Source organism: Dyella psychrodurans (assembly GCF_003363265.1).
GTDB classification, from domain to species: Bacteria; Pseudomonadota; Gammaproteobacteria; order Xanthomonadales; family Rhodanobacteraceae; genus Dyella_B; species Dyella_B psychrodurans.
The window spans coordinates 75917-98046 of sequence record NZ_QRBF01000010.1 but is presented as its reverse complement, the minus strand read 5'-3'; the positions used below and the strand labels follow the sequence as shown (position 1 = coordinate 98046).

Annotated in this window: 20 protein-coding genes; 10 read left to right on the top strand and 10 right to left on the bottom strand. The window is 61.4% G+C overall.

Going from position 1 to position 22130, the window contains the following annotated elements; genetic code table 11:
- Positions 1-15: 15 nt before the first annotated feature.
- Positions 16-501, top strand: a complete 486-nt coding sequence (locus DWU99_RS19755) for a DUF3455 domain-containing protein (RefSeq protein WP_115479808.1) — start codon at positions 16-18, stop codon at positions 499-501.
- A 57-nt stretch (positions 502-558) separates the two neighbouring features.
- A complete protein-coding gene (locus DWU99_RS19750; protein WP_115479807.1) occupies positions 559-1773 on the top strand; it encodes an SGNH/GDSL hydrolase family protein in 1215 nt (404 codons plus the stop codon).
- Here DWU99_RS19750 and DWU99_RS19745 read toward each other — a convergent pair.
- From DWU99_RS19745 to DWU99_RS19735, 3 genes are all read right to left on the bottom strand, one after another.
- Positions 1763-2866: a calcium:cation antiporter gene (locus tag DWU99_RS19745; RefSeq protein ID WP_115479848.1), complete on the bottom strand. Its 1104-nt coding sequence runs from the start codon at positions 2864-2866 to the stop codon at positions 1763-1765. The two genes, DWU99_RS19750 and DWU99_RS19745, sit on opposite strands and share 11 nt — an antisense overlap.
- Before the next feature lie 189 nt (positions 2867-3055).
- A complete protein-coding gene (locus DWU99_RS19740; RefSeq protein WP_233511228.1) occupies positions 3056-3367 on the bottom strand; it encodes an ArsR/SmtB family transcription factor in 312 nt (103 codons plus the stop codon).
- A 37-nt stretch (positions 3368-3404) separates the two neighbouring features.
- Positions 3405-3866, bottom strand: a complete 462-nt coding sequence (locus tag DWU99_RS19735; RefSeq protein WP_115479805.1) for an SRPBCC family protein — start codon at positions 3864-3866, stop codon at positions 3405-3407.
- 187 nt (positions 3867-4053) lie between these two features.
- On the opposite strand from DWU99_RS19735, the gene DWU99_RS19730 reads away from it, so the two are divergent.
- From DWU99_RS19730 to DWU99_RS19720, 3 genes are read left to right on the top strand one after another with little or no spacing between them, the layout of a single operon-like run.
- Entirely contained in the window at positions 4054-4419 is a 366-nt protein-coding gene (locus tag DWU99_RS19730; protein WP_115479804.1) for a YciI family protein, read from the top strand.
- A complete protein-coding gene (locus DWU99_RS19725) occupies positions 4416-5669 on the top strand; it encodes an RNA polymerase sigma factor (RefSeq protein WP_199535876.1) in 1254 nt (417 codons plus the stop codon). Before DWU99_RS19730 ends, DWU99_RS19725 begins: the two co-directional genes overlap by 4 nt.
- Positions 5670-5711: 42 nt before the next feature.
- On the top strand, positions 5712-6974 hold the full coding sequence (locus tag DWU99_RS19720; RefSeq protein ID WP_115479802.1) for an MFS transporter: 1263 nt from the start codon (positions 5712-5714) through the stop codon (positions 6972-6974).
- Positions 6975-7032: 58 nt separating this feature from the next.
- Here DWU99_RS19720 and DWU99_RS19715 read toward each other — a convergent pair whose 3' ends face one another.
- Positions 7033-7707 (bottom strand): restriction endonuclease, encoded by a 675-nt coding sequence (locus DWU99_RS19715; RefSeq protein WP_115479801.1) that lies wholly within the window; start codon positions 7705-7707, stop codon positions 7033-7035.
- 364 nt (positions 7708-8071) lie between these two features.
- Between DWU99_RS19715 and DWU99_RS19710 the strand changes: the two genes are divergently transcribed.
- Complete coding sequence (locus tag DWU99_RS19710; protein ID WP_115479800.1) at positions 8072-8443, top strand: hypothetical protein; 372 nt, start codon at positions 8072-8074, stop codon at positions 8441-8443.
- Between the two features lie 220 nt (positions 8444-8663).
- Entirely contained in the window at positions 8664-9038 is a 375-nt protein-coding gene (locus DWU99_RS19705) for a hypothetical protein (protein WP_115479799.1), read from the top strand.
- Between the two features lie 7 nt (positions 9039-9045).
- Here the strand turns inward: DWU99_RS19705 and DWU99_RS19700 are convergent, their stop codons facing one another.
- The 4 genes from DWU99_RS19700 to DWU99_RS19685 all read right to left on the bottom strand — a co-directional run bounded on the left by DWU99_RS19700 (position 9046) and on the right by DWU99_RS19685 (position 14575).
- On the bottom strand, positions 9046-10857 hold the full coding sequence (locus tag DWU99_RS19700; RefSeq protein ID WP_115479798.1) for a GGDEF domain-containing protein: 1812 nt from the start codon (positions 10855-10857) through the stop codon (positions 9046-9048).
- Between the two features lie 7 nt (positions 10858-10864).
- On the bottom strand, positions 10865-12529 hold the full coding sequence (locus DWU99_RS19695) for a methyl-accepting chemotaxis protein (RefSeq protein WP_115479797.1): 1665 nt from the start codon (positions 12527-12529) through the stop codon (positions 10865-10867).
- Positions 12530-12673: 144 nt separating this feature from the next.
- Complete coding sequence (locus DWU99_RS19690; RefSeq protein ID WP_115479796.1) at positions 12674-13909, bottom strand: MFS transporter; 1236 nt, start codon at positions 13907-13909, stop codon at positions 12674-12676.
- A gap of 168 nt (positions 13910-14077) precedes the next feature.
- On the bottom strand, positions 14078-14575 hold the full coding sequence (locus tag DWU99_RS19685; RefSeq protein WP_115479795.1) for a VOC family protein: 498 nt from the start codon (positions 14573-14575) through the stop codon (positions 14078-14080).
- A 590-nt stretch (positions 14576-15165) separates the two neighbouring features.
- On the opposite strand from DWU99_RS19685, the gene DWU99_RS19680 reads away from it, so the two are divergent.
- On the top strand, positions 15166-16758 hold the full coding sequence (locus DWU99_RS19680; protein WP_115479794.1) for a carbohydrate-binding protein: 1593 nt from the start codon (positions 15166-15168) through the stop codon (positions 16756-16758).
- A gap of 99 nt (positions 16759-16857) precedes the next feature.
- Here the strand turns inward: DWU99_RS19680 and DWU99_RS19675 are convergent, their stop codons facing one another.
- Positions 16858-18276 (bottom strand): GGDEF domain-containing protein, encoded by a 1419-nt coding sequence (locus tag DWU99_RS19675; RefSeq protein WP_115479793.1) that lies wholly within the window; start codon positions 18274-18276, stop codon positions 16858-16860.
- Positions 18277-18675: 399 nt separating this feature from the next.
- On the opposite strand from DWU99_RS19675, the gene DWU99_RS19670 reads away from it, so the two are divergent.
- Both DWU99_RS19670 and DWU99_RS19665 read left to right on the top strand, forming a co-directional pair.
- Positions 18676-19662, top strand: coding sequence for a sulfotransferase family protein (locus tag DWU99_RS19670; RefSeq protein WP_158543372.1), 987 nt, complete (start codon positions 18676-18678; stop codon positions 19660-19662).
- Between the two features lie 170 nt (positions 19663-19832).
- On the top strand, positions 19833-20684 hold the full coding sequence (locus tag DWU99_RS19665; protein ID WP_233511227.1) for a DUF3014 domain-containing protein: 852 nt from the start codon (positions 19833-19835) through the stop codon (positions 20682-20684).
- 93 nt (positions 20685-20777) lie between these two features.
- Here the strand turns inward: DWU99_RS19665 and DWU99_RS21125 are convergent, their stop codons facing one another.
- Positions 20778-21917, bottom strand: a complete 1140-nt coding sequence (locus DWU99_RS21125; RefSeq protein WP_199535875.1) for a YXWGXW repeat-containing protein — start codon at positions 21915-21917, stop codon at positions 20778-20780.
- Between the last annotated feature and the right edge of the window lie 213 nt (positions 21918-22130).

The window sequence follows — 22130 nt, the reverse complement described above, 5'->3', positions numbered from 1 at the left end:
AAACAGGAGAATGTCATGCGGAACATGTTGGCAAGTGCCGTTTTTGTGCTCGTGGCTTTTGCGTCGGTTGCCCACGCGCAGGGGCCCGCAGCGAAGCCCGCTGCGATCGAAGCCGTGGGCAAGGGCGTGCAGATCTATACCTGCAAGGCGTCCAACGGTGCTTATGCGTGGAGCCTGAAAGCTCCCGATGCCAGTCTGCAGGATGCAAAGGGTCGCTTCATCGCCAAGCACTTCGCCGGTCCCAGCTGGCAGGCCGGCGATGGCAGCATCGTCGTCGGCGCGCCGGTCAGCGCTTCGCCATCGCCCGATGCGGGAGCGATTGCGTGGCTCGTCCTGCAAGCCAAATCGCACAGTGGCAGCGGCGAGATGGCGGATGTTCAATATATCGTCCGCACGCGCACCGAGGGCGGCGTGGCGCCTTCCACGGGTTGCGATGCAAATCACGTGGGTGGCGAGGTTCGTGTACCTTACAACGCCATCTACCTGTTCTTTCGCGGTTGAGCTGGCTAACGTCCGCGAAGTTCGCCACCTTTGTCGGATTGCCACGAGGATTGATGCATGACTGCTTCGATGCTGAAGCGAAGTGTGTTCGGTGTGCTGCTTTGCGTGCTGTCAGTAGGCACCTGCGCGGCGTCCACGGATGAACACTGGGTCACCGCATGGGGTGCCGCGCCGGATGCATTCGGACCGGCATTGAAGGCGCAGACAGTGCGTGAAGTGATTCGAACCAGCATCGGTGGTTCGGCCGTGCGTATCCGGCTTTCCAATTTGTATGGGCAGAGACCCGTCATGATCGGACCCGTGCACATCGCCTTGCGTGTGCATGAGTCGGCGATCCAGCCCGGCGGCGATCATGTGGTGACGTTCAACGGCAAACAGACCGTGACTGTTGCCGAGGGTGGCAGTGTGCTGAGCGATCCGATCGCCATGCAGGTCACGCCCATGCAGGACATTGCGATAAGTCTGTATGTGCCGAAGGGCAGAGGTCCCTCGACTATCCATGCCAACGGTTTGGCGACTGCATATGTCACCGAGAATGGCGATGCGACGTCTGCCGAGACGCTTGGCAACAGCGAAGTGTCGGCAAATCGTTTTTTCCTCACCGAAGTCGATGTCGATGCGGGCGAGTCGGCACGCGCGGTGGTGGCGTTCGGCGACTCCATCACCGACGGCATCATGTCGACGCCGAACGCCAATCATCGTTGGCCGGACGTGTTCGCCGAGCGTTTGCAGGCGGACCCGAAGCTTTCGTCCATCGCCGTGGTCAACTCCGGTATCAGCGGCAACCGGATCTTGCATGACGGCGGCGGCCCCAGCGCGCTATCGCGTTTCGATCGCGATGCTCTGGACAAACCGGGCGTGCATTGGATCGTATTGCTCGAGGGCATCAACGACATCGGCGCGTCTGGTCAGCCGTCGACGCCCGAAGACAATGTCTCGGCGCAACAGATCATCGATGGCATGAAGACCTTGATTTCCAAGGCGCATGCCAAGGGCATCAAGATTTTCGGCGCCACGCTCACGCCGTTTGGCGGCGCGGGATGGCCGTACCATACGGCTGCCGGTGAAGAGAAGCGCCAGGCGGTCAATGCGTGGATTCGTACGTCGGGTGCGTTCGACGCGGTGATCGATTTCGACAAGGTGGTGCGCGACCCGGCACATCCCGATCGCTTTCTGCCTGAGTTCGACAGCGGCGATCACTTGCATCCAGGCGACGCGGGATATCGCGCCATGGCCGACTCGATCGACTTGAGCCTTTTTGCTAAGGGCTGAAAATCAGCACCAGGAACACCGCAAACAATGAGAGATGAACCGCGCCTTCAAGCATCGTCGTGCGCGAGTTGGAGAAGGTGATCGAACTCAGGATAAGTGTCGCCATCACCAGCACAACCCCTGAAGGCGACAGGCCCAGCAACACGGGTTTGCCGGTATACAGACTGATCGCCAATACCGCGGGAACCGTAAGTCCAAGCGTGGATGTCGCTGCGCCCAGGCAGAGATTGATCGCGCGCGTCAGTTTGTCGGCGCGAATCGCGATCAGCGCGGAGATGCCTTCCGGCGCAAACACCAGAATGGCGATGATGATGCCGCCGAGGGCCGCGGGCGCGCCGATCACGGCGATGTCGTAGTCGAGGATCTTCGCCAGGCTCTTGGAGAGAATGACGATCGGAAGAATATTGACCAGCAGAAGGACGAAGTGAAGCAGAAGTTTCTTCTTGCTGATGGGGGCAGGGCGGTGGCGCTCCATTTCCTTCGGATCGATCGGCTGCGCATCGTTCGCCACGAAATAGCCGCGATGACGGCCCGTCTGCAGCCACAGGAAAATGCCGTACAGGGCGATGGTCAGGAGCGAGAACACCAGCGCTTGCGTCGACGATAGCGTGCCGTCGTGCGTGGACGTGGTGAAGTCCGGAAGAATAAGCGCGATCATCGCGAGCGGGATAATGACCGACAGATACGCGGATGCGCCCTTGAGGTTGTAGGACTGCTCGTAGTGCCTGAACCCTCCCAACAGCAGGCCGAACCCCACCACGCCGTTGAGCACGATCATCAGCACCGAATACATCGTGTCGCGGGCCAGCGTCGGGCTGCCTTCGGGGCCGAGCATGACGGCAGAGATAAGCACCACCTCAATGACGACGATGGAAAGTGTCAGCACCAGCGTGCCCAGCGGTTCGCCGAGCATCTCAGCGAGCGTCTCGGCCTCGTGTACGACGCCGAATGCTACGTAGATGATGACCAGGAAGAGCCACAGGAACAGGCCGAAGGCCAGGGCGTGGTTGTCGAGGCTCGACATCCACTGCGCTCCGAAAATCAGGAAAAGCGTCACCGTAAGCCAGCCGATGAGCGGGCGTACCTTCGTCATGACGTGTTGCATGGTTCCCTCAATTCGACCGACGCCCGCGCGTTGGAGCTTCGCCGGATATTAAGGGGTTTTCGGTTTGTCGGGTTCCGAAAAGACAACCTCGATGTGACGGGGCCGTCTAGGGAACGAGAATGTTCTTCGATCACGGTTTTCACGCAGCAGCAGGTTGCCGGGCGTGAGGGCGTGAACCTATTGCTCCAGCATGGACTTCAATCGCGTCAATGCCTGATCCCATTGCTGTGCAATCGTGTCGAGCGAGCGTCGGGCTTCTTCAAGCCGGGTGGGTTCGAACTCCCAGAGTCGCTCGCGTCCTTGCCGGATGTCGTGCACCAGTCCGGCATCGGCGAGCACTTGCAAGTGCTTTGTCACCGCCTGTCGGGTGATGTCGGTGCCGGCGGTGAGTTGCGCGATGGACAACGCACCGCCGGCGCAGAGCACGGCGATCAGGCGAAGACGGGTTTCATCGCCCAGCGCGGCAAAGATCGGCGCGGATTTTTGCAAGCCCGAGTGCTTCGACCGAGCACCTTTCGCAAGCGGGCTAGTGCGAGGCGACATAGGCGTCGATGTTTTTCATCTGCGCGTCCCAACCCTGGCTGTTCATGCGAAATGCTTCAAGACGCCGATGGGTCGGAATCTGGTCGAAACCCGATTCCACCAACCGGAGCAGGGTGCCGTCGCGCGTTTCTTCCAGTTCGAAACTGACCAGCGTGGTGGGTTCGTGCGAATAGTCGACATGCGGGTCGACGGCATACGGATGCCAGCGGAAGGAAAGCAGGCGTTCGGGTTCGATACGCTCGACCACCACCTTCCATACCACGTGCTCGTAGCCGGGATACGTGATGTTGCCCTCGATGGGTTCGCCGGCGACGAATCGTTTTCCCTTGAGCGCCACGCCGAACCAGTTGCCGAAGGACTCGGCATCGGCGAGTGAGCTCCATACTTTTGAACGCGGTGCCTTGATGTGTATCTGTCGTTCGATGCGATCGGTAGATGTGTTCATGTGCAACCTCCTTGTTGCAGATTAGCGCCGACTTGCCAATAACGCAACCATTTGGTTGCCTTTAACCTGCTCATGCCGGCTATGGAACGACTGGTTATGCTCTCGGAACGGATGTCCAAATCGCGAAAGTTCGTGCGTCATCGGAGTGGCGGCGCATGGTGCCCGCCCCGACCCAAGGAGAATTCCGATGCAATATCTACTCATGCTTTTTTCCGAAGAAGGCGCCTGGAGCCGCATGTCGCAGGCCGATCAGCAACGTGGCGTGGCGGCGTACCAGGCCTACACGCAGGCGTTAAAAGAAGCCGGCGTGTGGGTGGGCTCCAACCGGCTGCAAGATACGGGCACGGCAACGACCGTGCGCCTGGTCGAAGGCAAATCGCAGGTGCTGGATGGGCCCTACATCGACTCCAAGGAACAGCTTGGCGGCTATTACCTGATCGAAGCGCCCGATCTCGATGCCGCGCTGGGTTGGGCCGCACGCTGCCCCGGTGCCAGCCACGGCACCATTGAAGTGCGCCCGGTATGGGCAATGTCAGGGACCTCCGCAGCGTGAGCGACGCTGCGGCCGCCCGCGCTGCGGCGAGCACGGTGGCTCGTCGCAGCTATGGCAAGCTGCTCGCCTACCTCGCCGCCGACATGCACGACGTGTCCGCGGCGGAGGATGCCTTGTCGGAAGCTTTCGCCGCCGCCCTCGCGGATTGGCCGGCCAACGGATGTCCCGATCAACCCGAGGCATGGCTGATGACCGTGGCGCGCCGCAAAGGTATCGATGGCACGCGGCGGCATCGTACGGGCGATGCCGTCGCTGCACAGTTGCGGGCGATCGCGGATATGCAGGCGGAGTGCATGCATGCGGACGGCGAGGACGACGCGTTTCCCGATCGCCGTCTTGCCTTGCTGTTCGCCTGTACTCACCCGGCTATCGATGCGTCTGTTCGCGCGCCCTTGATGTTGCAGACCGTGCTGGGGCTCGATGCGAAAACCATCGCTTCGGCTTTTCTGGTGTCGCCCGAGGCGATGGGCAAGCGACTGGGCCGTGCGAAGCAGAAAATCCGCGAGGCCGGCATTCCTTTCGTCATTCCCGAGCGCGAGGCATGGAGCGGGCGGCTGGATGGTGTGCTCGATGCGGTCTACGCCACGTACGCGGAGGGCTGGAGCGATCCGGACGAAGCCGATCTGGTTCGGCGCGATCTCGCCGACGAAGCGATCTTCCTCGCGCGCTTGCTGGTCGAATTGCTGCCGCAGGAACCGGAAGCGATGGGCCTGCTTGCCGGCATGCTGTACGCCCAGGCGCGCCGAAGCGCGCGACGTAATGCGCAGGGCGACTATGTGCCGCTGGCGAAGCAGGACATCAGCCTGTGGGATGCTGCCGCGATCGATGAGGCGGAAGCGTTGTTGCAACGTGCCAGCGCGTTCAAACATATCGGCCGATATCAGCTGGAAGCGGCGTTGCAGTCCGCGCACATCGAGCGGCGCCGTTCCGGACGCACCGATTGGACGCCGGAAGTACAACTCTATGGCGCGCTGCTCGCCTTGACGGGTTCTCCTGTCGTTGCGCTCAATCGTGCGTTGGCCGTGGCCGAGCTGGAGGGATTGCAGGTTGCGCTTGCGATCCTCGAAGACCTCTCCGTCGACAAGCGGTTGACCGATTACCAACCTTATTGGGCCGCACTCGCCGATTTATTGGCACGCGCCGGCCAAAAAACGCGAGCCCATCACGCGTACGAGATCGCCATCGGCCTGACGCGCGATGCAGCGGTGCGCCGTTTCCTGCAGGATCGACAGGCGGGTCTTGATCCCTGAATATCTGGCAGAATCGGCCTTCCGCCCCCAGGAAAGCCCGACATGCGCGATGCTGTAACCACTCCGGCCAATTCGCCGGGCCGAGTGTTGTTTGCCAGTCTGATCGGCACCACCATCGAGTTTTTCGATTTCTATATCTACGCCACGGCGGCGGTGCTGGTGTTTCCCAAGCTGTTTTTTCCGGCGAGCGATACTGCGTCGGCAACGCTGCAATCATTTGCCACGTTTGCGTTAGCCTTTGTCGCCAGACCCATCGGTTCCGCGTTGTTCGGCCATTTCGGCGACCGCGTCGGCCGCAAGGCCACGCTGGTGGCCGCATTGCTGACCATGGGTCTTTCCACCGTCACCATCGGCATGCTCCCGACCTACGCGCATATCGGTTTGGCGGCGCCATTGCTGTTGGCGCTGTGCCGTTTGGGGCAAGGCTTGGGCCTGGGTGGCGAGTGGGGTGGTGCGGTGCTGCTGGCCATTGAAAATGCGCCGGCGAACAAGCGCGCGTGGTACGGCATGTTTCCGCAGCTCGGCGCGCCGATCGGCTTCCTCGTCGCGACCGGATTGTTTCTGTGGTTGACGCAGAGCATGGGCGATGCGGCGTTTTTCGCCTGGGGCTGGCGCATTCCATTCCTCGCCAGTTCGGTGCTCGTGGTAGTGGGTTTGTGGATGCGCCTGCGCTTGACGGAAACGCCGGCGTTTGCGCGCGCCATGGCGCAACAGAAACGCGTTGAAGTACCCATGGTGCGCGTCTTCACGCACCATCCGCGTGAGCTGATCGCCGGAACCTTCGCAGCCTTGGCCACATTCGTCATCTTCTACCTGATGACGGTGTTCGCGCTGAGCTGGGCAACGTCCAAGCTGGGCTATCCGCGGGAGACGTTCCTGTTGGTGCAGATGGTCGGCGTGTTGTTCTTCGCAGCGCTCATTCCGGTTTCCGCCTGGCTCGCGGATCGCCGCAGCAGCCGCTACGCGATGATCATCGCAACCGTGTTGATTTTTGCGTTCGGCATCGCATACGCGCCGTTGCTGACCAATCATGGTCTGCTGTTCATGGTGCTTGGCATGTGCGTCGTGGGTATCACGTATGGGCCGCTGGGTACGATCCTGGCGCAGATGTTTCCCACGGCCGTGCGCTATACCGGGGCCTCGCTGGCTTTCAACCTCGCGGGTATTTTTGGCGCTTCGCTGGCGCCATACCTCGCTACGTGGCTGGCGAAAACCTACGGGCTTGCCTATGTCGGTTATTACTTGTCCGCAGCTGCCGTGCTGACCTTTCTGGCATTGCTGGTGAAGCCGCGGCAAGAGCTCTAGCGCAGCAGCGAGGGGAATAAAAAACGCCGCGCTTTGGCGCGGCGTTTTTTATTTCAGCTCAAGGGTGCGCAGCCGTCTTCGGGCGATGGTGCATCGGTGGTGGCGAAGCCGGCGCCCGGAAAGGAACCACGCTCGCGTCGATGGGCAATTGTGCATCGCTCAGCATGGCGAGCAGCGTTTCGCCGTAGATCAATTCGAAGGGTTTGCCGGCGACGAACTTCCATGCGTCCTCGGTGTAGTCGCCGCAGGCGACGATTTTCACGGCGGACGCCTGGTGGAATTTCATGAGGCCATGCATCTCGCGCACGTCCTTCACGTCGACGTTGCGATTGTGCCAGTGCCTGCACTGAACCAGGGTGGTCAGGCCGTGCTTGTGCACGATCAGGTCCAGGCCGTTGTCGATATCGGCATGACCGGCGTGTTCCACCACATAACCGCGGTAACGAAACGCTTGCGCTACCTGACGTTCAAAGTCTCGCCAATGGATGCCGCGCAGTTCGTTCACTTCGTCGCGGACGACCAGGCGCCGCATGCGCCGGCGATAGCCCAGGCACGACATGAAGGCGCCGAACCAGCATGCAGCGATCAATAACCAGGCAATAACGATATGGACGCTGCTTTGCGCGCCCACGCCATCGTGAACGCCGAAATAAGCGCTCATGCCGAGCAGGATGCCGGCTGGCCAATGCACCGACATGAACCGCTCGATGCGACGTGTTCCGTGCTTCGCCATCAACTCCCCCGAGCTGTGAACGCTGCTTTACGAACGTTGGATGACCTTAGCGCGGACGGTTGGGGAGAACAGCGTGCAGTGCGGCATTCAGCCGCAGCGCCTTTCCTAGCATAAAAATGCGTGTTTTCAGGGCCGTTTTGTGCACTGCCGCGAGAGTTTGCCCGGCTGGATGACGCAGGCCGCAAGACTCGGAGCACATCACCGGGGTCTTGAGACCGGTGGGCGTCCCGCCTGGAAACAGCGATCCGATTGTTTCGTGTGTGAACGCGTCGACGTACTTTTCACATATTTCACACAAAACCTTGCTACCGCCATCGCGCGCCACGGTCATACCATGATTGCGCCCCCAACGCGGAAGCCGACCATGAATCACAGGCCGCATGCCCGAGTTTCCAATGTTCGTGTGGACTGGAGCGATCCGCAGTTGGAGTCGCTGCTGCGCCGAAGCGAAACCTGGCGTCTGGACAATCGCGGTGGCTTCGCACCCCAGGACATCCAGATCTACGTGGGTTGGAGCGGTACGGTCGGCAAGTCCGCCATGTTGGTGTGGGAACGCGACAAGTCGCTGGTGGTGGAGACGAACTTTCCCATCGGCATGGGCGAGCATGTCCGCATCGACAAGCATCTGGGCGAAAGCATCCGAACCCTGTGGGGCGTGGTCGTGGACGGGCGCGAAGGTTTTCGCGAGGAAGACCGCAAGAACGGCCTTCACTTCTATTGGCTGCATGTCAAATAGCGGCGTCTGCGACGCCTCCGCCTTGGGCTTCGAAGAGGGGCCCTAAAGTTTTGCGTCCATCAGGCCGATAGGACGCTCAAGCGCGCTAACCATCCAGATGTACCCGGCTTCGTTTCGATCGGATCCCCCGATCCGATCGCGGCTAGCCGGTAGGCAGGGAACGCACGGTTGTGCACGAGTGATGGCGCCGCTGGCGTCGACCTGAGCGGATGTTGCCTGCATGAGTCATTTCAAGCCCAATTCGAAGCTGTCGAACAACCAGGTGAACTGGGACGATCCTCACCTGCAGTCGCTGCTGAGCAAAACCGAGAGCTGGAAACTGGACAACCGCGGGGCGTTCTCCTCGCAGGACGTCCAGCTTCATGTCGGCTGGGGCGCGAACAGCGGGCGCAACGCCGTGCTGGTTTGGGAAAGCGACCGGGTGATGGTGGTGGAGACGCGGTTCGCCATTCCGAAAGGCGAGCACGTCCGCGTCGATCGCGTGTTGGGCGAAAGTCTGCGTACCGTTTGGGGAGTGGTGGCAGAAGGTCGTCAGGGATTCCGGGAAGAAGACCGCGAAAACGGCGTGCACGTGCATTGGCTGCACGTGTGTTGATGGCGCTTCAGGCGGGCGTCGCTGCCGTGTCGGCTTGCGCAGGCCACGAGGTATCGCCGGACAACAGATAGAACCCGACTTGCGCGCGCTTGGCGTGCCGTTTGGCGCGCGCCGCCAGCGTGGCGAGCGTTTCCGGGCGGCCAGGGAAGGGCGGTACGACGCGCACGGCACCGATGGCGACAGTGGTGAGCGGAAAGAACTGCGTGTTGCCGTGACGATCCTCACCGACGATGCCTTGCCGGGCAATGTCCTCGGCAGCAAACAGATCGCGGGCGCGCTGGTTGAACAAGGCGACCATCTGCATGCAGCGCGTTTCCCAGTCCTCGCTCTGAAACACCAGCAGAAAGTCGTCGCCGCCGATATGGCCCACGAAATCGCAGCGCGGGTTGACCTGAGCGGTGAGGATTCCCGCGAGCAGGCGGATCATTTCGTCGCCGCGAAAATAACCGTATTGATCGTTGAACGGCTTGAAGTGATTGAGATCCACATAAGCCACGGTGAAGGGCAGTTCGGCGCGCAGCAGCCGTGCCAGATGTTCCGTCACCGGGATGTTGCCGGGCAGGAAAGTAAGCGGGTTCGCGTAGCGGGCCGCTTCGATGCGCAGTTCGGTTACCCGGCGCACCAGTGATTCGCCTGTTCCAAGTCCCAGATAAAGTCCTTCGCGCGTGATCACGAAACCGTCGCTGAGATAACGCTGGTCCTGCCCGCGCAGAATGTCCGCCATGCTTTCGAGCGATTGATGCACATCGCACAGCAGCGGTGCTTCGTGCATGAAGGCGGTACAGCTTTTGCGGCCGTAGAGTTCGCGTGTATAGGGCTGCGCCATGCGCTCGCTGAAAACGCGCCGATTGACGATGCCAATGGGTCGCTCGTCTTCCACCACCGCCAGTGCATGCAGCTCGGGCATTTGGGCAAAGAGCGTGATCACATCGTGGTTGGTCTGCTGTGGCGTCAGCGATGGCGCTTCGATCACCAGATGGCCCAGGTGCATGGGGCGTTGCGTGACCGGTCCACGCAGCCGGGGCGGTACCGATATGGATGGATGACTCAATGCTTCGCGCGCGGACTCGCTGATGGCGTGGCTTACCTGCGGTCCGGGATAGCCCAGCAGGAAGCCCTGCGCATAGCAAATGCCGAGTTCGCGCAGCATGCGCAGATCGTCCGGTTCTTCGACGCCTTCGCCTACCAGGTCCGCGCCAAGCGTTTCTGCCACTTGGCACAATGCGCGCACGATCGCCAGGCGCTCGGCGCTCTTGGCCAATCCGTGGATCAGATAGCGGTCGATCTTCACCACTTCCGGGTGAATTTCGTTCCACATTTCGAAATTGGAATGGCCGTTGCCGAAGTCGTCCAGCGCGAAACGCACCCCGTGCGCGCGCAAATATCCCAATGCGTGGGCGAGCCGCGCGGGTTCGTCGACGATGTCCCGCTCGGTAAGTTCGATCGTGATGCGGCTGAGATCCATACCGCCGCTGCCGAGTGCGGCGAGCAGGTCGTCGGGTTCGATCGACTCCTGCATGAAAGCCTGGGCACTGAGATTCACCAGCAGCCGGCCGCGCGCGTTTTGTGCGGCGAACGCCGTGCACACGGTGCGCGCGGCAGCCAGTTCGAATTCGCCCAATCTGCCTTCGGCGCGTGCGAGATTGAGCAGCTCCGGCGTTGTGATGCCACCCAGCTGGGCTGCCGTGCGTGCCAATCCTTCATGCGCGACGATCTCCATCGTGTCCAGCCGGATCAGTGGCTGGAAGACGGCGTGCAGACCGCTGCTCGCCCGGTCCAACAGGCTGGTTAGTCGAGCGGTGTCGCGCATGAAGGACATGGCTTTGTCAGGCGGCTTCGTCGAAGACCTGCGAGGAACGCTGGGTGGCGAGCGCGCCAGGTTCAGCGTTTGCTTCGACGTCGTTGCCAGCCTGCATGCCATCCGCCGCCGTCTCTTCGACGAGGAAGAAATCCATTTGCTGCAATAGCGCTTCCGCGCTGCTGCGCATGGCGTGGCTCATCGCGGCGGTTTGCTCGACCAGTGCGGCGTTCTGCTGGGTCATGCTGTCCATGTTGGCGACTGCGCGATTCATCTGATCGATGCCGGCTTTCTGCTCGCGACCGGACAACGCCATATCGGCCACTTTTTCGGAGACCTGCGTGGCGCTGGCAACAATGCCCACCAACGCTTCGCCGGAGCGGCGGGCGAACGTGCGGCCATCCAGTACGGCGGCGCCGCTTTCTTCGATCGATTGCTTCACTTCGCGCGCGGCAGCGGAACAACGTTGCGCGAGTTGCCGCACTTCCGCCGCCACGACGGCAAAGCCGCGTCCGTGCTCGCCGGCGCGAGCCGCTTCGACGGCAGCGTTGAGCGCAAGCAGATTGGTCTGGAACGCGACCTCATTGATGAGGCCGACGAATTCTGCGATGCGTTGGCCGGAACGGTCGATGGCGTCCATCGCCGTCACCGTATCCCCGACGACATGCCGGCCTTGCTCGGCGAGTTCGCGAGAGGTCAGGGCAACCCGATGGGCATGCTCCGCCACAGCGGCCGCTTCGGCGACGCTCGCGGCGATTTGTTCCATCGACGCCGAACTTTGCTCAAGACTCGCGGCCTGGGATTGCGTGCGCTGGCTCAAGGCGAGCGTGCTCTTTTCCAGCGTCTGCGCACCTTCGCGCACGCTGGCGGCGCCGCTGCGCACCTCGCGCACCACATCGGCCAACTGGGCATCCATGGCGGCCAGTGCGCGCAGAAGATCGCCGATTTCGTCGTCGCGGCCGAGGGCGATCGATTGTCCCAGTTCGCCGCGTGCGATGCGCCGCGCAACGCCCGACGCCAACCGCAGGCGTGCACCGAGTGCATGAATCAGCATGCCGTCGCTCAGGCTCGCCAGCAGCATCGCGCCGGCGAACACGGCAAGCAGCAGGAACAAGCTCTTCCGGTTCGCCATGTGCTGCGTCGAGGACTGCGTCTTGCCCGTGGCCAGGGCGTCTTCGAAGAGGTTGGTGAAATCGCTTTGCAGCGGAACCAGGTCCGGCTGCACGTCGGTGGCCAGTTTCAGCTGGGCGATGTCGAACTGTCCGGCCTGCAAAAGCGTGAGTGTGTCGTCCATGGCCTGCTCGGCATCTTTGCGGTGTTCCGCGGCGATGGTGAGCAGGGATTTCTGTTCTACGCCCAGTCCACTGTCGAGCAACGGCTTCCAGTAGCGATCGATATCGACGCGATTGCTCTTGATCGCCGTGGCGGCCTCGTCGGCCGCGGAAGGGAGGCGCATCAGCACGGCATGAGACAGCGCCTGGAAGTCGTTGTTGAAGTCGCTTTGTATGCGGCCGACATCGGAAATAGGAGCGAGCGTGCCGCCAACGACCGACTCGATGCGCTGATCGGCATGCATCAACGACAGACTGGACCATCCACCGATGGCGATCAGCAAGACCAACAGGCCGGCGAGACGAAGCAGGAGGATTTTGCGCAGCGTGATTCGGAACAGGCCGGAGGGAAGGCGAGGCATGACACAACCTGGAGAGGGGAATGCCCAACCATCGGCCGATGGCGCGTCAACTTGAGCTGAAAATCACAAAAAAAGCCTATATTTCAGCTATCTGACCGGAGTGTTGCGGTTTGTTTTCTCAGCGTGACGCGAAGCTTGCGCAGCCTACGGATCGGTGGATGCCGTCGCCAGTTCGGGTTCGCCACGCGCCGCTTGTGCATGTAGCACCCAGGCGAGCATCACCGCCGCCACGGCGGCCATGGCGGCAAATCCGTAGACGGCGTTGTAGCTCATGCCGCCTGCGATCCAGCCGCCTACCGGTCCGGTGACGGCCATGGCCACATCCATGAATACGGAATAGACGCCTAGCGCAGAGCCGCGGCTGTGCTTGGGCACGCGATTCACTGCTTCGACACCCAGTGCGGGAAACACCAGCGAAAATCCAAGGCCCGCGATGGCAGCGCCTGCGCTGGCCATCTGTGCGCTGCTGGCCATGCACAAAGTGATGAGTCCGATCGTTTCAATCGCCAGCGAAGCCATCGCCACGCGATAACCGCCGAGCCAATTGATGGTGCGCGCGAACACGAAGCGTACGCCCACGAATACGACGCCGAAGATCGTCAGCGTCAGCGCTGCATTGTCCCAGCCGTGCGCAGCGTAGAAGAGCGTAATGAACGTTGCGATGCAGCCGAAACCGATCGAGCCCAGCGCCAGCCCGACACCGTAAGGCACCACGCGTACCGCGACGGTGCGGAATGGCGATCGTTCGTTCGCCTCCACCGTGGTGGCGCGCTTGCGCCGTGCCAGAGGAAGTGCCGCAAGCGGCAACAACAAGGAGACAACGCCGATCGCCGCAAAACCGAATCGATGCGCGATCAGCACGCCCAGCGGCGCGCCTGCGGCCAGCGCGCCGTACGTGGCCACGCCATTCCAGGAGATGATGCGCGCGGTGTGCTCATGTCCTACCTGGCCCATGCCCCAGGTGATCGCGCCGGTGCCCACGCAACTTTCCGCACAACCAAGGGCGAGGCGCGCGAGGAAGATCAGGCCGAGGCTGAGCCATGGCAGGCTGGCGGCACATGCACCGAGCAGCAGCAGCGCTCCGCTGGCGGCACACATCGTCAGGCCGGTCATGACCGTGCGCTTGGGGCCTTTGGCGTCGGCCATGCGTCCCACGTGCGGACGACTCAGCAGCGTCGCCACGTACTGCATGCTGATCGCAAGGCCCGCCAGCATCGCGCCGAAGGCGAGGTTGTCGTGCACGAATCCGGGCAGCACCGCCAGCGACAGGCCGATGGTCAGATAGGCGATGAACGTGAACGCGACGGTGCTGAGAATCGACAGCAACACACCGGACGTGCGGCCTGAAGAGGCCGCGATGGAGCGGGGGGCAACAGCCATGGGGAGTGCGATATCACCCGGAGGGGGGGAGCCGGGCGTAGCGGAATTATAGGCTTGAATGCTGCGGTGCGTCACCACGATTGCGCATCGCTCTTGCCCATTTCTGCAAAGTTATTGAGCACACCCGCGGTGGCCGTTGTCCCTCGCAAACTGAAGGCAATGCGCGCGTCAGGCCGCCGTTTTCTCAAGTGCAGCGATATCGATCTTCTTCATCGCCAACACCGCCTGCATGGCGTTTCGCGCCTTGCTTGCATCGCCGGAATTGAGCAGGTCGAACAATCGGACCGGTACAACTTGCCATGACAACCCGTAGCGATCCTGCAGCCATCCGCACTGTTGCGCCCTGGGGTCGCCGCCCTTCGACAGCGAATTCCAGTAGTGATCGATCTCATCCTGGTTACGGCAATTGACGACCAGCGATAGCGCCGGGTTGAACGTGAACGCGGGGCCGCCGTTGAGTGCGGCGAATGCCTGGCCATCGAGTTCGAAGGCGACCGTCATCACTGACCCTTCCGGTCGGCCGGCGGCCTTCGCCGTTTCCTTGTCATAGCGCGTGGTGGTGAGGATGCGCGAGTTTTCGAAGACCGAGACGTAGAAGTCCGCCGCCTCTTCCGCCTGATCGTTGAACCAGAGGAAGGGCGAGATGCGTTGGAATCGGACGCTCATGGGTGACTCCTGTCGGGATGGATGGTGGAAGACATCTATACGACGAATGCCGTTATCCGAATTCGACACGGGTGCGAATGCTTTGTTGTCTGGCCATGTCCTGGGGTGGCTATCGTTGTCATGCATGTCTGGAAAAACGAGCATCGCAGCGCATGGAGTGACATTGTCGACTGCGCTAGGTAAATCGATGCGCGTGAGCTTCTTGGCTGTGTGAAGAGTCTGTGGAGACGATTCCATGCGCGTGTCGATCGCAAAATGCCATGCTGCGTCGCAGCGATAAAAGTGGCTTTTTTAAGGTGTTTTAAGCGTTATTGAATGTGCACGCCGCGTGAAATTTCGCAGCGTGGATATGCCATGTCCTCCTTTGCGATGCGCATCACGTTCCATTGTGGGCGGAACGGCCAAATCCACTGGACAACGTTGTCATGACAAGCTGATACTCGCCGCACTCAAGTCGTTGCCAAACCATTACACGCAGTACGGGCAGGGATGCGTGATGGCGACTGTCCCCACATGGCTGGCCGGAACACAGCCGTGAAATCGCCGAGGAATCTCACCTGTTGCGGTTCTATCCAACCTGGAGGCAGTCCATGCAGATGAAGAGATCGACGAGGTGGTCCACCCTTACGTTGAGTTCGCTGAGCACTGCAGTGTGCGCAGCGTTGTCCACGACCGTGCTGACGGTTGCGCCTGTGCAAGTCGTGCACGCGCAATCGGCTTGTGCCGCGGCCTGGAATGCATCAACGGCTTATACGCAGGGCAATGTCGCGAGCGAAAACGGCATCAACTACGTAGCGAACTGGTGGACGCAGGGTAACGATCCTGCGACCAACAACGGCGGTTCGGGAAGTGGCGAACCGTGGACGTCGGAAGGCGCCTGTTCCGGCGGTTCACCGACGCCAACGCCCACACCTACCCCGACTCCAACACCCACGCCCACGCCAGCACCTACGCCTTCGGGTTCCTGCGACCCGGCGTGGAATGCGTCGACTGCCTACAACGGTGGCGCTCTGGTGAGCGAGAGCGGCATCAACTACAAGGCGAACTGGTGGACGCAGGGGAATGACCCGGCCACCAATAGCGGCCCCTCGGGCAGCGGTGAGCCGTGGACGGAAGTCGGTACGTGCAGCGGTTCGCCAACACCCACGCCGACGCCAACCCCAACCCCAACCCCGACACCTACCCCAACTCCGACGCCGACACCCACCCCGGCACCGAGTGGATTCGTGTTCAGTCCGTACAAGGACATGAGCATCAACATGAACTGGAATACGTATGCCATGTCGACGGAAGTCACGGGTACGCTGATTCCGGTTGTCGGAAGCGGCAGCCTCTATTCGACGCAGGTGCCAAACCTCCCCGCGATCACGCTCGCGTTCGCCACGGGCGAGTGCGGCAGCGAGAGCTGGGCCGGCGTGACGCCTTCGGAATTCATTTCCGCCAACATCACGCCAGGCGCTGCCAATTCGCTCTCCAGTGCTGGTCTCGATTACATCGTGTCCACCGGCGGTCAGGCTGGTGTGTTCACGTGTTCGTCGGCATCGGTGTTCGAGAGCTTCATCGCCAAGTACTACACGTCTCAGATGATCGGCGTGGATTTCGATATCGAAGGCGGCCAGACGCAAGCTGACGTCCAGCAACTGGTCGCCGATGTCGCCGCCGCGCAATCGCAGTATCCCAACCTGCGTTTCTCGTTCACGCTGGCCACGCTCGGCGCATCGGACGGCAGCTACGGCAGCGTCAACCAGCTGGGTCAGTGGGTGGTGCAGGCCATCCAGTCCTCGAGCCCCGCGCTCAACAACTACACCATCAACCTGATGGTGATGGACTATGGCAGCGCCAGCGCGGCCAACTGCGTGGTCGTGAGCGGCGTTTGCGAGATGGGTCAGTCCGCCATCCAGGCGGTGACGAACATCGAGCACACGTATGGCATTCCGGCCAGTCACATCGAGCTGACGCCGATGATCGGGCAGAACGATACCTCGGGCGAAATCACCACGCTCGCTGATATCGACACGATCACCAACTATGCGACCACCAACGGCCTGGCCGGCGTGCACTTCTGGTCGCTGGATCGCGACACGCCATGTGCGGCAGGTTCGGCGTCCGCGACGTGCAACTCGTACCCGAGTGTCGGTGTGCTGGGTTACACCAACGAGGTTCTCAAGGATATCGGCAAGTAAACGGAGCAGGGGGAACTGATGCGGGCCAGGAGGCATGCCCGGCCCGCGTCAGGGTAAGGATGTGAAAGGCGGCCACCGGCGTGAATACGCCGGTGGTTTTTATTTGGACGTTGCCTGCACGGCATCAGGATCGAGCAAGGTGTCGTCTTTGTTGAACCCCGGCGCGTGCATGGTGGCCGATGGGCTGCGACCCAACTTCTTGGCTTCGTACATGGCAGCATCGGCATATCGCATCAGCTGCTTGCGATCGTCGCCGTGCTCCGGAAAGACGGCGATGCCGATGCTGGACGAGATTTCCAGGCGTTGGCCGTTGATGTCGAAAGGCTGCCTGAGGGCATCGCAAATCTTTTCGGCAACGGCGGCGGCATCTTCTGGCCGATGGACGCCGCGCAGCAGGACAGCGAACTCGTCGCCCCCCAGGCGTCCCACCGTATCGGCTTCGCGCAGGCATCCCCGGATGCGTCGCGCCGTCTCGCAAAGCAATGCATCGCCGGCGTCGTGGCCGAACGTGTCATTGGCCTGCTTGAAGCGATCCAGGTCGATATAGAGCACGGAGAGACGCTCATGGTCACGTCTTGCCGCAGCGAGAGCGGTGTCCAGGCGGTCGTGGAACAGCTCGCGATTGGGCAGATCGGTCAACACATCGTGTGCGGCGATGTATTTCAGCCATGTCGCGTTCTGTTTGCGTTCGATCGCCACGGCAACCTGATGGGAGACGAACTGCAGCAGCGCCTGGTGTTCCACGGTGTAGCGCACGTCGCCCGAGTAGCTTTGCACGACGATGGCGCCGATCACGCCGTTGGGGGTGGTAAGCGGCACACCGAGCCAGTCCAGCGAATCGCGTCCCGCGTAGGGAAGTCCGTCCCCGAGCATATCCACGGAGTTGCTGGGCGTGATCAGCAGTGCACGTCCGCTACGGATCACTTCCGCGCTCAGCGTCCCCGAATTGAGCTTGCGCGGAGCGGGTGGCGGATCGAACTCGTCCACGAAATAGGGAAAGCTGAGTTCGTCGCGACGCTCGTCGTACAGCGCCACGAAGAAATTCTTGGCCGGCAGCAGCTCGCCGATGATCTGGTGGATGCGCTGGAACAGCGCCAGCAAGTCTTCGGCCGAGTGGACGGCTTCGGAAATCGCCAGCAGCGCCGTTTGCATGGACTCGGCGCGCTTGAGCTCGGTGATGTCGTGTGCGACGGCGATGCGCACGCGATCGGTTCCCGACCAGCGTGCCGACCACATGATGTGCACGATCTGCCCGTCTTTGCGGATGTAGCGGTTCTGGAAACTCGGTTTGGCCTGGCCGGCCATGATTTCGCTGGCCGTCTGCAAGGTGCGCTCCCGATCATCGGGATGGACCAGCCGGATCATCGGGGTGCCCAGTACCTCTTCGGGCGTGTAGCCGAAGATGCGTTCATAGGCGGAACTGACGTAAAGGTAGTTGCCTTCGGCATCGACCACGCAGATGGCATCGAGCAGAAGCTCGATGACCGTAGACAGAGGCGGGCAACCATTCTTTTCCATCGCTCCGCGGACGGGTGGTGAGGATGCGCAATCCCAAGCACGGGTCGTGCCGTCGAACGTTGCCGGTCGCCTTGGGTTGAACTCCACGAACCTGGCGCCTTCACTTTAAATCCGCACGAGGGTCGCGAAAAAGGTGATGCACAAGGAATAGCATCGGATTGCTCTCCGTGGGGTGGTTTTTGTGGGGAAACCTGAACGGATTTATTGCGGCGCAATATCCTGGGCATGGATTTGTGTCACCCAAGTCCCAGTGGCGCAAGAACTTTTTCTGGACATCTGTTGCATGCGTGTGTAATTTGCGTCAACTTACAGCTACCTGACGCGTTGAGCTGTTCAGTTGTCCAAAAACAACGCGACGCACGTATACGAAGTCAAAAAAGCAGGGGGCGCCAGCAGCTTATGCAACGAACTTTCGTCGTGGGATGCCCTCGATCGGGCACCACCATCGTGCAAGCCATGCTGGCCAGGCACCCTCAAGTTTTCACGCTTCCCGAAACCGGTTTCTTTCCGCGACTGCTGGGCGGACTTCATTACCGCCTGGGCGACGAAGGGGCTGCACCCCGTCGACGTACGCTTGCACGTCGCCTCGGGTTGACCCGGCGCTACGGCCGCCGCGAGTTTCTCGATCTGCAACGCGCTTTGCTTGATCCGGCCCAGGTGCCCAAGCGGGCGCCATGGCTCCAAAGCACGTGTGTCGCGCAGTTCATCGCCACGCTGGATCGATTGGCCACGCAGGCCGGCCGCTCCGTATGGATCGAAAAAACGCCGAATCATTTGCTGTATCTGACCGAGATCGAGCGCTATCTGCCCGGTGCGCGGTTCATTCATGTGATTCGCCCCGGCATGGACGTGCTCGCGTCGATCACCGATGCCGAATTGCGCTATGGCAACAAGGCGTTCAGTGGTGGGTTGATGCTCTGGGCGCAGCGCTGGAATCGTGCGGTGGAAATACATCGTTCGCGTATCGGCATGCGTCATCACCACTTTGTGTTCCTTGAAGATCTCGTGCGCAATCCGCTGGAAGAGTGGCGTCGCTTGTGCACCTTCCTTTCGCTGCGCACGAACGTCCCATTGGATCAGACCTGTCATCAGCGCATCGCCGATCCCAAGTCAGAACCGTGGAAGCAAGACGCACTGAGCGGCTTGCCGCATCAATCCGACAGTAAGGTCGAGAGTCTTTTCGGACCGCAGATGCGGGAATGGCTGCGCGAACGCCTGAACTCATATGAAGAACTCTATGCGGCCAGCAGTCTCGCCTACAACCGCGAGGACAGTTTCCGGACGCCGCTATCCAAGTCGATATGGCCCGCCGAGAAAAGCGCGGCCGAGGTTGTTGACATGAGTATTCCCCCGGCGGTCACGGATGGGCGCTTTCGGGCTGCCTGACAAGTGCTTCGTTCGATGTGACGCACACGTCAGCGCAAGATTCCATGACGACTTGAGGAGCCAACGCGGACAGGATTGCGTTGGCTTTGTTGCACGTTCGCCGCGTTCTATCGAACAAATCCTACTAATGCCTGTCACAATGGGAGAACCTTTGTGAAATGGGCCCTATCGTGAACCACAGAGTCAGAAAGAAGCAGACGCCGTACGGTAGCTGGATCATAGCGATCGTCGTGTTGGCAGCCATCGTGGCAGCAGGTGTATACCTCGTGCGGTTGGCCATGCAACCCAGTACACCGACGGCAAGCTCGGTGCAGTCTTTGCCTGCGACGCCTGCTACGAGTGCGCCAGCAAGTGCGGCATCGACGATTCAGCATCCCATAGCACAAGCCAACGCCGATCCCGCTTCCGCATCCACGACGCCATTGCCTGCCTTGGCCGACAGCGATGCCAGCGTGATGGATGCGCTTTCTTCGTTGGCGAACGGCAGCGATCTGCGCACATTGCTGGTGCCTGGCCAGATCATCGCGCGCGTCGTGGCAACCGTAGATGCACTGCCCAGGCAGAGTTTCGGCAGCACCCACATCCTGCCGCTGCGCACTCCCAAAGGCACGATGCAGACCAGCCAGGCCAATGGCGTCACTCTGATCGATGCGCACAATGCCGATCGCTACGCACCGTACATGACCGTGCTGCAGAACGTGGACCCACATGCGCTGGTGGCCTGGTACAAACACAATTACCCCTTATTCCAGCAAGCGTATCGTGAGCTCGGTTATCCGCGCGGTTATTTCAATGATCGTGCCCTGGCGGCCATCGACGACATGCTGGCTGCGCCCGAACTGCACGATTCGATCGCCGTGACGCGCGTTGGCTCACACTACGTATTCGTCGATCCGCGCCTGCAGTCGTTGTCGAATGGACAGAGGCTCATGGTGCGTCTGGGGCCTGAGAACGAAGCTCAGTTCAAGGCCAAGCTGCGTATGATCCGGACATTGCTCGTAGGCGAACAGGTCGCGCATTGAGCGGTAAAACAGCATGAGTTTGCGTTGCTTCGGCACGCATGAAAAAGGCCCGCCTTACGGCGGGCCTTTTCGTTGTTTCAGACTGAGTGCGTATCAGCCGTGGTGCGAATCGCGAGCGCCGCCACCGCCGCCACCACCACCACCACCACCACGCGGGGCGCTACCGCCACGGGGTGCCGCCGCAGGGGCCTGGCGTGGTTGATACGACTGCGCGTGGTACTGCGGCTGCGGTGCCGGCTGGCGGTACGTATTCATCGGAGCGGCGTGCGCCGTGTAGTTGGCGCGATTGAAGTTCGCAGGCTGATTGGCATTTCCAGCGGGACGCGCCATGTTTGCCGTATTCGCATGCGGCGCAAAGTTCGCCGAACGCAATGCCGCATTGTTGCCTGCCTGCGGATGCATCGCCGTGCTGTTCATGCGCTGGGCATTCGCTGCCGCGGGCGAGAATTGTCCCGTCGCGCCGCGCGCAGGCGTGACGCCCGCACCCGTGAATCCGCCCGGGCGCGATGTCGCCGCAATCGACGGGTTGCCGTGGTTGACCGACGCCAGCATCGCCTGATTATGGCTCGCCATGTTCATCTGCTGCTGTTGGGCAGCAACAGGGCCGGTATGTTGTTCACGCGCAAAGGAGTTTTCCTGCGGCGTCGCGCGCGCGCTCAGGCCGCCCCGGCCGCCGTTGTAACTGGTGCGGTTTATGTAGGTGTTGTTGACGATTCTCTGGTTGTAGACATTGGTCACGTGGACGCCGCCGAACTGGTTGACGCTACGGTTGTAGTAGAAGCCGCCCGGACCCCAGTGCCCGCCGGCGTAGCCATGACCGGTGTAGCCGAAACCGTAATTCACGCCGCCATAGAAGCCCACATGAGGACCCCAGTAACCGGCGTGGAAAACGTAGACACCACCGAACCAGCCCCAATATCCAGGCGTCCACAGGGCTCCGTAGTACGGAGGAAGAATCCAGGTGCCCGGCACCCAGTAATACGCGTCGCCGTTCCATGCCCAATAACCTGGCGTCCAGATGTAGCCCGGTGCCGGGAGCGGAGGCTGCACGTAGACCGGCAGGACCGGCGGCGGAAAACCGACCGATACGCCCACGCCGATAAACACACCCGCGTTCGCCTTCTGGGGAAGCGCGGTCAACGCGGCAGCGGCAGCGATCAGGCCAGCCGCCGCGCGCACCAGCCAGGCACGCTTGGACGGAAGGGATTGCAGAGAAAGCATGGTCGTTTTCATGGTGTGTCCTCCGAGGCTTGCACCGTACAGCAGAAAACGCGGGAAAACTTTCGATGGAGTACCTGTATTTACGGACAAGTTCATCGGTGTTCAGCGGGCATTGTGTGCATCACATTGCCTGATTCCTGCAAGGTGCTGTGCCGATTGACTTTGGAGAAAACCAAATCGCGGATGAACGATGCACCGGGCTTTTTGCGAACACATGAGCCCATG